14 protein-coding genes are annotated in these 14,519 nt (G+C 72.3%); 13 read left to right on the top strand and 1 reads right to left on the bottom strand.

Features of this window, described 5'->3' with window-relative positions; genetic code table 11:
- Positions 1–8 precede the first annotated feature (8 nt).
- The 10 genes from infB to truB all read left to right on the top strand — a co-directional run bounded on the left by infB (position 9) and on the right by truB (position 9,851).
- Positions 9–3,089 (top strand): translation initiation factor IF-2, encoded by a 3,081-nt coding sequence (gene infB / locus AB0K00_RS20335; RefSeq protein ID WP_363522831.1) that lies wholly within the window; start codon positions 9–11, stop codon positions 3,087–3,089.
- Positions 3,090–3,172: 83 nt separating this feature from the next.
- Positions 3,173–3,547: a hypothetical protein gene (locus tag AB0K00_RS20330; protein ID WP_363522830.1), complete on the top strand. Its 375-nt coding sequence runs from the start codon at positions 3,173–3,175 to the stop codon at positions 3,545–3,547.
- 20 nt (positions 3,548–3,567) lie between these two features.
- On the top strand, positions 3,568–3,864 hold the full coding sequence (locus AB0K00_RS20325) for a DUF503 domain-containing protein (RefSeq protein WP_327005765.1): 297 nt from the start codon (positions 3,568–3,570) through the stop codon (positions 3,862–3,864).
- An 87-nt stretch (positions 3,865–3,951) separates the two neighbouring features.
- A complete protein-coding gene (gene rbfA, locus AB0K00_RS20320) occupies positions 3,952–4,449 on the top strand; it encodes a 30S ribosome-binding factor RbfA (RefSeq protein ID WP_363522829.1) in 498 nt (165 codons plus the stop codon).
- A complete protein-coding gene (locus AB0K00_RS20315) occupies positions 4,446–5,477 on the top strand; it encodes a bifunctional oligoribonuclease/PAP phosphatase NrnA (RefSeq protein ID WP_363522827.1) in 1,032 nt (343 codons plus the stop codon). Before rbfA ends, AB0K00_RS20315 begins: the two co-directional genes overlap by 4 nt.
- 53 nt (positions 5,478–5,530) lie before the next feature.
- Positions 5,531–5,932, top strand: a complete 402-nt coding sequence (locus AB0K00_RS20310; protein WP_363522825.1) for a hypothetical protein — start codon at positions 5,531–5,533, stop codon at positions 5,930–5,932.
- Entirely contained in the window at positions 5,929–6,147 is a 219-nt protein-coding gene (locus AB0K00_RS20305; protein WP_363522824.1) for a DUF6186 family protein, read from the top strand. Before AB0K00_RS20310 ends, AB0K00_RS20305 begins: the two co-directional genes overlap by 4 nt.
- Before the next feature lie 605 nt (positions 6,148–6,752).
- Positions 6,753–8,039, top strand: coding sequence for an MATE family efflux transporter (locus tag AB0K00_RS20300; protein ID WP_363523126.1), 1,287 nt, complete (start codon positions 6,753–6,755; stop codon positions 8,037–8,039).
- Positions 8,040–8,052: 13 nt separating this feature from the next.
- The gene (locus AB0K00_RS20295; protein ID WP_363522822.1) at positions 8,053–8,949 is read left to right on the top strand and encodes a DUF3626 domain-containing protein; all 897 of its coding nucleotides are present in this window, start codon (positions 8,053–8,055) and stop codon (positions 8,947–8,949) included.
- 26 nt (positions 8,950–8,975) lie between these two features.
- Positions 8,976–9,851, top strand: a complete 876-nt coding sequence (truB, locus tag AB0K00_RS20290) for a tRNA pseudouridine(55) synthase TruB (protein WP_363523124.1) — start codon at positions 8,976–8,978, stop codon at positions 9,849–9,851.
- Here truB and AB0K00_RS20285 read toward each other — a convergent pair.
- Positions 9,848–10,495: an HAD-IA family hydrolase gene (locus tag AB0K00_RS20285; protein ID WP_363522821.1), complete on the bottom strand. Its 648-nt coding sequence runs from the start codon at positions 10,493–10,495 to the stop codon at positions 9,848–9,850. The genes truB and AB0K00_RS20285 overlap by 4 nt on opposite strands.
- Positions 10,496–10,530: 35 nt before the next feature.
- On the opposite strand from AB0K00_RS20285, the gene AB0K00_RS20280 reads away from it, so the two are divergent.
- The 3 genes from AB0K00_RS20280 to AB0K00_RS20270 all read left to right on the top strand — a co-directional run bounded on the left by AB0K00_RS20280 (position 10,531) and on the right by AB0K00_RS20270 (position 14,519).
- Complete coding sequence (locus AB0K00_RS20280; RefSeq protein WP_363522820.1) at positions 10,531–11,472, top strand: bifunctional riboflavin kinase/FAD synthetase; 942 nt, start codon at positions 10,531–10,533, stop codon at positions 11,470–11,472.
- Positions 11,473–11,565: 93 nt separating this feature from the next.
- On the top strand, positions 11,566–11,835 hold the full coding sequence (rpsO, locus tag AB0K00_RS20275; protein WP_203846174.1) for a 30S ribosomal protein S15: 270 nt from the start codon (positions 11,566–11,568) through the stop codon (positions 11,833–11,835).
- Positions 11,836–12,041: 206 nt separating this feature from the next.
- Positions 12,042–14,519: a polyribonucleotide nucleotidyltransferase gene (locus tag AB0K00_RS20270; RefSeq protein ID WP_363522818.1), complete on the top strand. Its 2,478-nt coding sequence runs from the start codon at positions 12,042–12,044 to the stop codon at positions 14,517–14,519.

Here is a 14,519-nt window from a genome sequence, read left to right as displayed (position 1 = left end):
GGAGTTCAGTGGCAGGCAAGGCCCGCGTACACGAGCTGGCAAAAGAGCTCGGGGTCGAGAGTAAGACCGTGCTCGCGAAGCTGCAGGAGCTTGGCGAATACGTGAAGTCCGCATCCAGCACGGTGGAAGCGCCTGTGGCGCGCCGGCTGCGAGCGAGCTTCGAATCCGGAGGGTCCGCTCCAGCGCCCTCGGCGCCTCCTGCGCCGGCATCGTCGGCTCCTTCGGCAGCGCCCGTGCCTTCGGCACCGCGTCCGAACCCGGCAGTCCCGGCAGCCAAGCCCTTCGCGCCCCCGAAGCGGCCACAGCCGCCCGCGGGCGGTGGCACTGGAGGCGGGCCCGGCCCGCGTCCCGGTCCGCCGCGCCCGGCGCCCGTGGTCAAGCCGACGAGCGCACACGACATCGAGGTGGCGGCCGCCGAGCAGCGTGCCGCCGCACTGAAGGCGGACCAGGAAGCGGCCATGAAGGCCGCCAAGGAGGCCCGCCAGCGGGAGACCACCCGGCGTGAGTCGGCGCCGCCGCCCAGCGGTGGCGCACCTTCGCCAGGCCCGCGTCCCACCCCGGCGGCGTCGCCGGCACCCCAGCCGGGTGCCGCGCCGGCCCCCGGTGGTGCTCCACGTCCTGGCCAGGGGCCACGTCCCGGCGGCGCACGTCCGCCGGCGCGTTCCCCGGGCAACAACCCGTTCGGCGTGTCCGGCGGCGCTCCCACGCGCCCCTCGGCGCCGGGCGGAATCCCGCGGCCGAACCCGTCCGCGATGCCTCCGCGGCCCAACCCCGCCTCGATGGGCGGCCCCCGGCCGAACCCGTCGCAGATGCCGAGCCAGCGTCCGGGTCGCCCGGCCGGTGGCCCCGGTGACCGTCCCGGTCGTCCGGGTGGCGGTCCCGGCGGTGGCGGCGGTGGCTTCCGCGGCGGTGCCGGTGGTGGCGCCGGCGGTGCCGGTCGTCCCGGCGGCGGTCCCGGTGGCGGCGGCGGTGGCTTCCGCGGCGGTCCCGGTGGCGGTGGCGCCGGTGGCGGCTTCCGTCCCGGTGGCGGCGCAGGTGCTGGTGCCGGCGGCGGCGGTTACCGCGGCGGTCCCGGCGGTGGCGGCGGCGCACCCGGCGCGGGTGTCGGCGGTGCCGGTCGTCCCGGTGGCGGCGGTGCCGGTGGTCGCGGTCGCGGCGGCGGTGCGGCGGGTGCCTTCGGGCGTCCCGGCGGCCGGCCGACCCGTGGTCGCAAGTCCAAGAAGCAGCGCAGACAAGAGTTCGACAACCTGTCCGCGCCGACGATGGGCTCGGGCGCCCCGAGGGGTCAGGGTCAGACGATCCGGCTCCCGCAGGGTGCCTCGCTGTCCGACTTCGCGGACCGGATCAACGCCAACCCGGGCTCGCTCGTCCAGGAGATGTTCAACCTGGGCGAGATGGTGACGGCGACCCAGTCGTGCACCAACGAGACCCTGGAGCTGCTCGGCGAGCACCTGGGCTTCATCGTCAGCATCGTCAGCCCCGAGGACGAGGACCGCGAGCTGCTCGCGCGCTTCGACATCGACATCGATGCCGACGTCGACGAGGAGCGCCTGGTCATCCGGCCGCCGGTGGTGACCGTCATGGGTCACGTCGACCACGGTAAGACCAAGCTGCTCGACGCGATCCGCTCCACCAACGTCGTGGCCGGCGAGGCCGGTGGCATCACCCAGCACATCGGTGCCTACCAGGTGCACGTGCCGCACGGCGAGGACGGCATCGACCGTGCCATCACCTTCATCGACACCCCGGGCCACGAGGCGTTCACCGCCATGCGTGCCCGTGGTGCGCAGGCCACGGACATCGTGGTCCTGGTGGTGGCGGCCGACGACGGCGTCATGCCTCAGACGATCGAGGCGTTGAACCACGCCCAGGCGGCCGAGGTGCCGATCGTGGTCGCGGTCAACAAGATCGACAAGGAGAACGCCAACCCGGCGAAGGTCCGCCAGGAGTTGACGCAGTACGGCCTCGTCGCCGAGGAGTACGGCGGCGAGACCATGTTCGTCGACATCTCCGCGAAGAGCCGCATCAACATCGAGGGTCTCCTCGAGGCTGTGCTGCTCACCGCCGACGCCGCGCTCGACCTGCGCGCGCCGATCGACGGTCCGGCGCAGGGCATCGCGATCGAGTCGCACCTCGACCGTGGTCGCGGTCCCGTCGCCACCGTGCTGGTGGAGAAGGGCACGCTCAACGTCGGTGACTCGATCGTCGCCGGTCGTGCCTACGGGCGCGTCCGGGCGATGCTCGACGAGAACGGCACGCCCGTGCCGTCCGCCGGTCCGGCCCGTCCGGTCCTGGTGCTCGGTCTGACCTCGGTGCCCGGCGCCGGTGACACGTTCCTTGCCACCGACGACGACCGCACCGCACGGCAGATCGCCGAGCAGCGGCAGGCTCGCCGCCGCGCGGCCGAGATGGCCTCGCGCACCGGCCGGGTCACGCTGGAGAACCTGTTCGACCAGCTCAAGGAGGGCGAGAAGACCACGCTCAACCTCATCCTCAAGGGTGACGGTTCGGGTTCGGTCGAGGCGCTCGAGGACGCACTGGTCAAGATCGTCGTCTCCGACGAGGTCCAGCTCCGGATCATCCACCGGGGCGTGGGCGCCGTCACCCAGGACGACGTCAACCTGGCGAGCGCGTCCGACGCGATCGTCATCGGGTTCAACGTGCGGGCCGAGGGTCGCATCCGCGAGCTGGCCGACCGCGAAGGCGTGGAGATCCGGTACTACACCGTCATCTACCAGGCCATCGAGGAGATCGAGACCGCGCTCAAGGGCATGCTCAAGCCGATCTACGAAGAGGTCGAGCTCGGCTCGGCGGAGATCCGCGAGGTCTTCCGCTCGTCGCGCTTCGGCAACATCGCCGGCTGCATCGTCCGCACCGGGCTCATCCGGCGCAACAGCAAGGCGCGCCTGCTCCGCGACGGGGCTGTCATCTCCGACAACCTCACCATCGCGGGCCTGCGCCGCTTCAAGGAAGACGCCACCGAGGTCCGCGAGGGCTTCGAGTGCGGTATTACGCTCGGCAACTTCAACGACATCCAGCTCGGTGACGTCATCGAGACCTGGGAGCTGCGGGAGAAGCCGCGCGGCTGATGCCGCAGAGCTGAGTGGGCCGCCGCGGATTCCGCGGCGGCCCTTTCTTTGATGTTGGTTTCCGGCGTACCGTCGAATCCGTCATGAGCCTCACCTGGTGGTCGATCGAGGTCCGCGACGGGGAGACTCCGGCGCGGCAGTGGCGCGACGCCTGGTCCGAGTCGTTGCTCGAGGCCGCGGTCACCCACGGGGCCCGTGACTTCATCTGGCAGGCCGAGCCGTTCGGGGTGGTGCTGGAGCTCGGCTTCGCCGAGACCGGCGACTGGGACCGCTTCCGGCACCTGCCGGCGGTCGTGGCCGCCATCGACGCGGTCGACCCGACGGCGCTGTATGTCTACCCGGGCCGTGGCGGCAGCGCCGGTGCCGGGCTGCCGCGCCGCACCCCTCGCCCGATCGTGGAGGACGCCGCGCCGCTGCCGGTCTCACCTGCCCCGTTATTGGTGGCCATGCTTTCCTAGAGTCGATAGGATCTTGGGCCGTGTATACCGGAACCGCGGTCTTCGACATGCTCCTGCCCGGTGACTCCCGTTCGCTGAAGGCCAAGCGTGCCTACGTGCGGCCGCTCGTCGCGTATCTGCGCAAGTTCGAGGTGTCCGTCGCCGAGGTCGGCGCCCTCGATCTGCACGGGCGCGCCGAGGTCGGCGTCGCGGTGGTCGCCTCCGAGGCCGCTCACGTGCGTGAGGTCCTGGACGCCATCGAGCGGGCGGTCGCCGGCCGGCCCGAGATCGAGTTGCTCTCCGTGCGCCGCCGGCTGCACGGTGACGATGACGAGTAGTCCTGTGTTCCGCGAGCGGCCGCCGGGTCGCGTCGCGGGTAATGTCAGAGCGTTGGTCAGATCGTTTTGGCTGCGGAGGTGTTCGAGATGACGGATCCGGCAAAGGTGCGCCGGCACGCGGAGCGCGTGAAGGAGCTCGTCGCATCGGTGGTGCGGACGCAGGTCAAGGACCCTCGGCTGGGCATGATCACGATCACCGACGCGCGGATCACTGCTGATCTGCGTGAGGCGACCGTGTTCTACACGGTGCTCGGTGACGCGACGGCACAGTCGGGCACGGCGGCGGCGCTGGAGAGCGCCAAGGGACTCATGCGGTCCACCGTTGGCAGGGCCCTCGGGCTGCGCCACTCGCCGAGTCTCGCGTTCGTGCACGACGACGTGACCGAGCACGTGAAGCACATCGACGACCTGCTGGCGACCGCACGCAGCGCCGACGCCGAGGTTCAGCGCCGGGCCGCGGGGGCGCACTACGCGGGCGACGCCCAGCCCTACAAGCTCGAGGACGACCTGGAGACCGGAAGCGACGACCTGGCGGGGGCCGAAGGCGCCGACGACGAGGTCGTCGTCGGCCAGGACCGGCGGTGACCCTCGGGCAGGCCGTGCGACCGTCGCCCGGGGAGTGGGACGCCGCGGTCTCCGCGCTGCGCGGCCTGCCCCCGGGCGCCCGGGTGTTGCTCGTGTGTCACGTCAACCCTGACGGTGACGCCCTGGGCAGCATGCTCGGCTTCGCGCTCGGCCTGCGCCGCTTCGCCCCGTCGCTGGTGATCGAGGCGACCTTCCCCGGCCCGATGGTCGTGCCGTCGCCCTTCGACCAGCTGCCGGGCGCGTCGATGCTGGTGCCCGCGAATGCGGTGACCCTGCCCGACGCGATGCTGGTGTTCGACGCCGCCAGCATCGAGCGGCTCGGGGCCCTCGCCGGGATCCTGACCTCCACACCGGTCGGCATCGTGCTGGACCACCACGCGTCCAACGCGGGCTTCGGCGCGATCAACCTCATCGACCCGTCCGCCGCCGCGACGTCGGTGGTGGCCGAGGGCCTGCTCAGCCGTCTGGGCGTCGCGCTGGACCCCGAGATCGCCGAGTGCCTCTACGTGGCCCTTGCCACCGACACCGGCTCGTTCAAGCACGGCTCGACCACCCCGGCGGTGCACGAGCTCGCGGCCCGGCTCATCGCCACCGGCATCCCCGTCGGTGACATCTCCCGCCGCCTGTTCGACACCCGGTCCTACGGCGCGGTCCGGCTCTTCGGAGTCGCCCTCGCCCGCACCGCGCTCGAGCCCGCCGGCGGGCTGGGCCTCGCCTGGACGTATGTGACGCTCGACGACCTCGCCGAGTTCGACCAGCCCGCGGGCGCGGTCGAGGCGCTCATCGACTCGGTGCGCTGCGTCGCGGAGGCCGACCTCGCGTGCGTGGTGAAGCCCGTCGGCCCGGGCGAGTGGTCGGTCTCGCTGCGCAGCAAGGGCGCCGTCGACGTCAGCCGGGTCGCGGTCGGCCTCGGCGGCGGCGGGCACCGCTTCGCGGCCGGGTTCAGCGCCTCGGGCACCGTCGAGGGGGTCATGGCCTCGATCCGCGCCGCGCTCGCGGACCGGGTCATCCTGGTGGATCAGGGTTAATCCAGGGCTGACATTGGTGGCACGCGAGATGGTTCTGCGGTGACAATCGATGAATGGACCGACCTGAGCTGGTTGCGGAGGTCGACCGGGTTTGGGCCCGCCCGGTCGTGCTGGCACCGGTCTTCGCCCTGACCGCCCTCGTGGGCGGGGCGCTGCCGTCGTTCTCCCTGCGGGCCAACCTGCTCGTCCTCGGCGCCGGAGGCGCCCTGCTGTGGCTCGGGATGTCCGCCACGGTGCCGAAGCGCCCCGCGCCGGCGCGGCTGCCCAGGGCCTCGGCGTGGTGGCTGCTGCCGATCGTGCTCTTCGCGGTCGTCGAGGGCGTCACGTTCCTGATCGGCTCGCGGGCCTATCCGACGCTGTCCCGGCTCGCGGACCCGCTGCTGGAGCACTACCTCGCCCGCGCCGCCGCGTATTTCGGCTGGCTGTGGGTGTTCTGGGCGATGGTACGGCGATGACCCTTGCACAGGCTGGTATTGCGGCCGCATTCACTGTCGCGCTGGGGCTCTTCGCGGCGGTTGAGGTCGCGGCCCGGCGGGAGGGCTCGCGGGTGCCGACGATCGGCGAGGTGTGCGGGGTCGTCATGCGTTACCGGGTCGGGCCGCTGCCGGTCGGACGGATCGCGATGTTCGGCTTCTGGTGGTGGCTGGGCTGGCACTTCCTGGCCCGCTGACGAGCCCCAGACGAGCCCCAGACGAGCCCCAGACGAGCCCCTGACGAGCTCTCTGACGAGCCCGCCGACATCCATCCGACAGGTAAACCCGCAGGTAACAACGTCCAGATCGCGGGATGACGTCGCACATCGTGGAACTGAACGATAACTTAGTCACCATGCGCATCGTACGAATTCTTCGCTGCCCGTCCCGGGGCTGACCGCTCACAGCGGAACCCGGCGGCGGGCGTCCACGGCCCAGTGACACAGCAGCCGCCGTAAGCGAGGAATCAGATGCCACAGACCCACCGATCCGCGTTTCAGACCGACACCACCCATCGTCGGTCTCCTGGTCGTGCGTTGGCGTGGCCGCCGGTGACCCCGGCGCCCCTGCGATCGGACCGTCAACACACCAACCGCGCCGTCAGTCGCGTCACCAGTCAGGAGACCAGCGTCATGCCCGAGCAGCCGAAGCCCCAGCCCAAGCCGCAGGAGCCGACCACCGACACGCGCGAGCGCGCCCGCGCCGCCCTGCAGATGTCCATGGACCGCCGGGGCTGATCGCCACCTCACCTCAGTAAGTAGCGCAGCGGAAGGCAACTCCTTACGCTGTCGCGGTGACCGTGATGCGTCGTGTCGCCGCCCTCGCCCTCCCGGCGCTCGTCGTGCTGGCCGCAGAGCCGCTCTACGTCCTGGTGGACACGGCGGTCGTCGGTCACCTCGGCCGCGAGGAGCTGGGCTCCCTGGCCATCGGTGGCCAGGTCATGGCGCTCGCCGTGTGGCTCGGCACCGTGCTCGCCTACGGCACGACCGGCCGCGCCGCGCGCCGCTTCGGCGCCGGCCAGCGCGAGGCCGCGGTTTCCGAGGGCGTCCAGGCGTCCTGGCTGGCCCTGGCCGGCGGCGTCACCATCATGGTGACCCTGGAGCTGGTCGCCGGGCCGCTGACCCGCGCCATCGCCGGGTCACCGGGCCCGGTCGCCGACGGCGCCGCCGACTGGCTGCGCATCGCCGCCCTCGGCGCGCCCGGGCTGATGCTCGGCACCGCCGGCAACGGCTGGATGCGTGGTGTCCAGGACACCCGCCGCCCGCTGTACTACGTCCTCGGCGCCAACGCGCTGTCCGCCGTGCTCTGCCCGCTGCTGGTCTACCCGCTCGGGTTGGGCCTGGAAGGCTCCGCCGTCGCGAACGTCATCGCGCAGACGGCCGTCGGGCTGCTGTTCGTGCGGGCGCTGCTGACCGAGCGCGTCCCGCTGCGCCCGCACCTGGACGTGATCCGCCACCAGCTGACCCTCGGCCGGGACCTGCTGCTGCGCGGCGCGGCGTTCCAGGCGTGCTTCCTGTCCGCTTCGGCGGTCGCGGCCCGCTTCGGCACCGCCAGCCTCGCCGCGCACCTCATCGCCATCCAGCTGTTCTTCTTCACCGCGCTCGCCCTCGACGCGGTCGCGATCGCCGCGCAGTCCCTCGTCGGGGCCGCCCTCGGCGGCGACCGGGTCGACGAGGCGAAGCTGCTCGCCCGCCGGATCACCACCGCCGGCCTGGTCTCCGGGGTCGTGTTCGCGTTCCTGGTCGCGGCGTCCCTCGCCACCGTGCGCCCCTGGTTCGGCGCCGACGCGGAGGTCTACCACCAGGCGAAGACGGCCTGGTGGTTCTTCGCCGGCATGATGCCCGCCGCCGGGGTCGTCTTCGCCCTCGACGGTGTCTTCCTGGGCGCCGGCGACATCCGGTTCCTGCGCAACCTGACCCTGGTGTCGGCCCTCGGCGGCTTCCTGCCCGGCATCTGGCTGGCGTACCTGGTCGACGGCGGCCTGCGCGGAGTCTGGATCGCCCTGACCCTGTTCATCGTGCTGCGGCTGGCCGGCCTGCTGCAGCGCTTCGCCGGCGACAAATGGGCGGTGGCCGGCGCTGTGCGTTGACATACTGCGCACCGTGGACGCCCGACTGACGCCCGCGCAGCTCGAAGCGCTCGCCCACGTCAGGGCCGCGAGCGGCGCCCGCACCGACCCGCCCGACGCGGTCGTGACGATCAACTTCCATCCCGACCGGATCGACGCCGGTGGTCGCAGCGTCGTCGAGGGGCTCCTCGCCGACGGCCGGTTCCGCAGCCAGTTCGAGACCGGCATCTCCAACGGCGGCCTGACCGCCCACCCCAGCGGCGCCCGGGACCGCTGGGAGGAGCGCAGGTTCGGCGGTGCCTACCAGCGGCCCGGGGTCACGCCCGCGGACCGCCCCAAGTACGGCGCCCTCGACCTGCGGCGCCACCCCGGCGGGGCGGCCCGCCGCTTCGGCTCCGCGCACCTGCGCCTGCGCCCCGAGATCAACGCCCGGGCCACGTTCACCCTGGGCGACAGCTTCCACGAGCCGGCCGAGGCGGGCGTGGTTGACGCGTTGTCGCCGGTACTGGCCGGGCTCACCGACCATCTCGCCGCCGCCGGGCCGCTCGACGACTACGTCGAGGCGCAGGTCCACGGCCCGGTCGACCTCGCCCGTGACGTCGAGGCGCTGGTCCTCGACGACAGCTTCGCCGGCCGCCTGCCCGCGGCGGACGCGCTCGCCGCCCGGTTCGGCGTCAAGCTCGAATGGCGGCCGGGGTCGCGCCTCGCCCCCGACGAGGTGCCGGACGAGTTCCGTGGTCCCGAGATGCGCCCGCTCGCGGTGCTGCTGTGCGAGCGCTACGCGCGGCCCGTCGTCGACGCCGAGCTGATCGGCCGCGCCGCCCGCGACGTCGTCACCGCGCCCGGGGAGTGGGCCGGGTGGGGGACGCCCGCGCAGACGCTGCAGCTGCTGAAGTACCTGTGGCACACCCTCGCCTGGCACGGCCGTTAGGCTGACCGGTCGTGGCGCAGAAGGCAGTGACGCAGGGCGGTCTGGTCGTCGTCGACAAGTCCGGCGGGATGACCTCGCACGACGTGGTGTCGCGGATGCGGCGGCTGGCGAAGACGCGCCGGGTCGGGCACGGCGGGACCCTCGACCCGATGGCGACCGGGGTGCTCATCATCGGCGTGGAGAAGGCGACCCGCCTGCTCACGTACGTGATCGGCAGCACCAAGGAGTACCGCGCCACGATCCGGCTCGGGCAGGCCACCGTGACCGACGACGCCGAGGGCGAGGTCGTGTCCACAGTGGACGCGAGCGCGGTCACCGACGGCGACGTGCGCGCCGGCCTCGAACCGCTGCGCGGCGCCATCCTGCAGGTGCCGAGCGCGGTGTCGGCGATCAAGGTGAACGGGGTCCGCTCGTATCACCGGGTCCGCTCCGGCGAGGAGGTCGAGCTGCAGGCCCGGCCCGTCACCGTGTCCCGCCTCGACGTGCTGGCGATCAACCGCTCGCCCGGCTGGGTGGACGTGGACGTCGACGTGGCGTGCTCGTCCGGGACCTACATCCGCGCCCTGGCCAGGGACCTCGGTGCCACGCTCGGCGTCGGCGGCCACCTGACCGCGCTGCGCCGCACCGCCGTCGGCGCGTTCACGCTCGCCGAGGCGGCGACCCTGGACGAGCTCGCCGAGCGGGACGACCCGGTGACGATGCCGCTGCCGGCCGCCGCCGACCGGTGCTTCCCGCGCCGCGACGCGGACGAGGTGGAGGCCAAGACGCTGTCGCACGGCGGCTCGCTGGCCCCGATCGGCGTCGCCGAGCCCTACGCGGTGTTCGCCCCCGACGGCACCGTCCTGGCGATCGTCCGCGAGAAGGACGGCCGGGCGCGGCCGGAGGTCGTGCTGGTGCCCTAGACCCCGGTGTTGATCCGCAGGCCCGCCCGGGTGCGGGTCGACCGGGTCCGCAGCTCGTCGAGGTGTGCGACGTTGAAGTCGGCGCCGGGGACGGTCCTCAGCCCGGCCACCACGCCACCGGCCGCCTTCCCCGCCAGTACACCGGCGACCGCGTCCTCCACGACGAGGCTGCGCCGCGGGTCCACGCCGAGCTGGGCGGCGGCGCTCAGATAGCCCTCCGGGTGCGGCTTGGCCCGCTCGATCTCGGAGATCGTCACCAGCACCCGGGGCGGGGTGATGCCGGCGGCGCCGAGCCGGGTCAGCGCCAGGTGGCGGTCGGCCGAGGTGACGACCGCCCACGGAACGCCCCAGCCGTCCAGCGCGGCGAGCAGGTCGAGCGCGCCGTGCGCCGGCACGACCCCGTCGAGGTCCGCACGCTCCATGTCCAGCAGTGCCGCCGCGTCCGCGGCCTGCTCCTCGGGTGACAGCCACGGCGCCAGCTCGGGGATGGTCTCGCGGGCCGGGCGGCCGGGGGTGACCCGCATGACCAGGGCGTGCTCCAGCCCTCTGCGGGCGCACCAGTGCAGCCAGGTCCGGGCGACGACCGCGTCGGAGTCCACGAGCGTGCCGTCCATGTCGAAGAGCACAGCGGTGACGTCTGCCATGAAGCCGATCCTGCCCCGGCGCTAGGCTCAGGGGCATGCAGCGGTGGCGGGGAACACAGGCGGCGCCGGGTGGCTGGGGCCGCGCGGTCACCACGATCGGCGTCTTCGACGGCGTGCACCGGGGGCACCAGCAGGTGATCGGGCACGTCGTGAAGCGGGCCGGCGAGCTGGGCGTGCAGTCGGTCGTGCTGACGTTCGACCCGCACCCGTCGGAGGTGGTGCGGCCCGGGTCGCACCCGGCGGTGCTGAGCGAGCCGTCCCGCAAAGCGGAGCTGATCGAGGCGCTCGGGGTCGACGTGCTGGTCGTCATCCCGTTCACGGTCGAGTATTCACATCTCTCACCCGAGGCCTTCGTCCACGACGCGCTGGTCGAGCACCTGCACACCGCGCTGGTCGTGGTGGGGGAGAACTTCCGGTTCGGGCACAAGGCCGCCGGTGACCTGCAGCTGCTGCACCGGCTCGGCCGCACGTTCGGGTTCGGGGTGGAGGGCGCACCGCTGGTCGCCGACGAGGGCACCGTGTTCTCCTCGACCTACATCCGGGCCTGCGTCGACGCCGGCGACGTGGTGGCCGCCGCCCGCGCGCTCGGCCGGCCGCACCGCGTCGAGGGCGTCGTCGTGCGTGGCGACCAGCGCGGCCGTGAGCTGGGCTTCCCCACGGCCAACCAGCTGACGTCGCCGAACGCCGCGATCCCCGCCGACGGCATCTATGCCGCGTGGGTCACCCGCGACCGGGACGGGGTGCCGCACCCGGCGGCGGTCTCCATCGGCACCAACCCGACGTTCTCCGGCAAGGAGCGGCGGGTCGAGTCCTACATCCTCGACTTCGACGGCGACATCTACGGCGAGCGGATCGCCGTCGACTTCGTCGAGCGCCTCCGTGAGCAGCGGACCTATGCGGGCATCGAGCCGCTGATCGAGCAGATCGAAGACGACGTCGCACAGACCAGACGGGTGCTGGATCGGCCCGTCTGTTAGCCTAGTGTCGACGCCGGGTGACCGGCGGGGGCCAGGCTGCCTGCACGACGCCGCGGGGCCGGCCTTATGCAGATCCAACCTTTAAGGGAGAACATGGCGCTCGACTCTGCGCAGAAGACCGAGATCATGGGCAAGTACGCGACCGTTGAAGGGGACACCGGCTCGCCGGAGGTCCAGGTCGCGATGCTCACCAAGCGGATCGCGGACCTCACCGAACACCTCAAGCTGCACAAGCACGACCACCACAGCCGGCGTGGCCTGCTGCTGCTGGTCGGCCGTCGCCGCCGCCTGCTCAACTACCTGCAGCGCAGCGACATCGCCCGCTACCGCTCGTTGATCGAGCGGCTCGGCCTGCGGCGATAACGACTGATGCGTTGGGGAGCGGCGTCCATGCGTCGCTCCCCTTCGTGTAGTGACACACTGGTATGACGAGCCGCCCCGCCCGAGCGCGTCGGCGCACCGGTCCTCGGTAGTGGCTTCCGGGCGATCAGCCCCGTGAGCTTCGATCGAAGACCGGCCGCAGACGGCTCCGCCAGGGCGCACCACAACCCGAAGGAGCACCACACCACATGACCGAGCAGAGCACTCTCGGTACACACTTCAGCACCGCGGTCATCGACAACGGCGCTCTCGGCACCCGGGAGATCACATTCTCCACGGGCCGCCTGGCGCGTCAGGCCGCTGGGTCCTGCCTCGCGCAACTCGGCGAGACCGTCGTGCTGTCGGCGACCACGGCCGGCAAGACCCCGAAGGACCAGTTCGACTTCTTCCCGCTGACGGTCGACGTCGAGGAGCGGATGTATGCCGCGGGCCGCATCCCCGGCTCGTTCTTCCGCCGCGAGGGTCGTCCCAGCGAGGACGCGATCCTCACCTGCCGCCTGATCGACCGGCCGCTGCGCCCCAGCTTCGTCAAGGGGCTGCGCAACGAGGTCCAGGTCGTCGAGACGATTCTCGCCCTCGACCCGGCCCACCCCTACGACGTCGTGGCGATCAACGCCGCCTCGCTGTCGACCAAGCTGTCCGGCCTGCCGTTCTCCGGCCCGATCGGCGCCACCCGCATGGCGCACGTCGACGGCCAGTGGATCGCGTTCCCGACGCTCGAGGAGCTCAGCCGCGCCACGTTCGACATGGTCGTGGCCGGCCGGACCCTGCCCGACGGTGACGTCGCGATCATGATGGTCGAGGCCGAGGCGACCGAGCACACCGTGGCGCTGATCGCCGGTGGCGCGCCCGCGCCGACCGAGGAGGTCGTGGCCGGTGGCCTCGAGGCCTCCAAGCCGGCCATCCGCGAGCTGTGCCGGGCCCAGTCCGAGCTCGCGGCCGTCGCCGCGAAGCCGGTCCAGGAGTTCCCGACCTTCCTCGACTACCAGCCCGACGCCTACGAGGCCGTGGCCGGTGCCGTCAAGGACGAGGTCTCCGAGGCGCTGCGCATCTCCTCCAAGGCGGAGCGCGAGGAGGCCCTCGACCGGATCAAGGAGGCCGCCTTCCAGCGCCTCGCCGGCACCTTCGAGGGTCGCGAGAAGGAGGTCGGCGCCGCGCTGCGGTCGCTGACCAAGAACGAGGTCCGTGCCCGCGTCCTGCGCGAGCAGGTCCGCATCGACGGCCGCGGCCCGCGGGACATCCGTCCGCTGACCGCCGAGGTCCAGGTGCTCCCGCGAGTGCACGGCTCGGCCCTGTTCGAGCGCGGCGAGACCCAGATCCTGGGTGTCACCACGCTGAACATGCTGCGCATGGAGCAGACGCTGGACACCCTGGCGCCGGAGAAGTCCAAGCGCTACATGCACAACTACAACTTCCCGCCCTACTCGACCGGTGAGACCGGCCGGGTGGGCTCGCCCAAGCGGCGCGAGATCGGCCACGGCGCGCTCGCCGAGCGGGCCCTGATCCCGGTGCTGCCGGCCCGCGAGGAGTTCCCCTACGCGATCCGCCAGGTCTCCGAGGCGCTCGGCTCCAACGGCTCCACGTCGATGGGCTCGGTCTGCGCCTCCAGCATGGCGCTGCTGTCCGCCGGTGTGCCGCTGAAGGCACCGGTCGCCGGCATCGCGATGGGCCTCATCTCCGACGAGGTCGACGGCAAGACGGAATACGTCACGCTCACCGACATCCTCGGTGCCGAGGACGCGTTCGGCGACATGGACTTCAAGGTCGCCGGCACCCGTGACTTCGTGACCGCCCTGCAGCTGGACACCAAGCTCGACGGCATCCCGTCGGACGTGCTGGCCGGCGCCCTGCAGCAGGCCCACGACGCGCGGCACGTCATCCTCGACGTGATGGCCGAGGCGATCGAGTCGCCGGCCGGCATGAGCCAGTACGCGCCTCGCGTGACCACGGTCCGCATCCCCGTCGACAAGATCGGCATGGTGATCGGGCCGAAGGGCCAGACCATCAACGCGATCCAGGACGAGACCGGCGCCGAGATCAGCATCGAGGACGACGGCACGATCTACGTCGGCGCGACCAACGGCCCGTCGGCCGAGGCCGCGGTCGAGCGGATCAACGCCATCGCCAACCCGACGATGCCGAAGGTCGGGGACAAGTTCCTCGGCACCGTGGTGAAGACGGCCGCGTTCGGCGCCTTCATCTCGCTGCTGCCCGGCCGCGACGGCCTGCTGCACATCTCCAAGGTGGGCAACGGCAAGCGCGTCGACCGGGTCGAGGACTTCCTCAACGTCGGCGACAAGGTCGAGGTGCAGATCGCGGACATCGACAACCGCGGCAAGATCTACCTCGACAAGGTGCTGACCGAGGCCGAGGCCGCCGCTGCGGCCGCGGCGGTGGCGGCCGGTGGCCCCGCGCCCACGTCCGGCTCCGGCGAGCGTCCGGCCGGCCGGGACCGTGGTGACCGCGGTGGTGACCGTGGCGGTGACCGTGGCCCGCGTTCGCGCGACCGTGGTGACCGGGGTGACCGTGGCCCGCGTCAGGCGTCCGCGGACACCGCACCCTCCTCACCCTCGGCGCCGTCCACGTCCTCATCCGACGGCGAGGACGGCCCGGCCGACGGCGAGGACGGCGGCGAGTTCCGTCGTCGGCGGAACCGGCACAGCTGA

It is taken from the genome of Dactylosporangium sp. NPDC049525 (assembly GCF_040676755.1).
Classification (GTDB): Bacteria; Actinomycetota; Actinomycetes; order Mycobacteriales; family Micromonosporaceae; genus Dactylosporangium.
This window is presented reverse-complemented; position numbering and strand designations above follow the sequence as displayed.

Excerpts from the sequence above, each read along its gene's own strand:
- AB0K00_RS20330 (WP_363522830.1), top strand. The coding sequence starts at position 3,173 with ATGAGCCTCACCTGGTGGTCGATCGAGGTCCGCGACGGGGAGACTCCG.
- rbfA (WP_363522829.1), top strand. The coding sequence starts at position 3,952 with ATGACGGATCCGGCAAAGGTGCGCCGGCACGCGGAGCGCGTGAAGGAG.
- AB0K00_RS20310 (WP_363522825.1), top strand. The coding sequence starts at position 5,531 with ATGGACCGACCTGAGCTGGTTGCGGAGGTCGACCGGGTTTGGGCCCGC.
- AB0K00_RS20305 (WP_363522824.1), top strand. The coding sequence starts at position 5,929 with ATGACCCTTGCACAGGCTGGTATTGCGGCCGCATTCACTGTCGCGCTG.
- AB0K00_RS20300 (WP_363523126.1), top strand. The coding sequence starts at position 6,753 with ATGCGTCGTGTCGCCGCCCTCGCCCTCCCGGCGCTCGTCGTGCTGGCC.
- AB0K00_RS20285 (WP_363522821.1), bottom strand. The coding sequence starts at position 10,495 with ATGGCAGACGTCACCGCTGTGCTCTTCGACATGGACGGCACGCTCGTG.
- AB0K00_RS20280 (WP_363522820.1), top strand. The coding sequence starts at position 10,531 with ATGCAGCGGTGGCGGGGAACACAGGCGGCGCCGGGTGGCTGGGGCCGC.
- rpsO (WP_203846174.1), top strand. The coding sequence starts at position 11,566 with ATGGCGCTCGACTCTGCGCAGAAGACCGAGATCATGGGCAAGTACGCG.
- AB0K00_RS20270 (WP_363522818.1), top strand. The coding sequence starts at position 12,042 with ATGACCGAGCAGAGCACTCTCGGTACACACTTCAGCACCGCGGTCATC.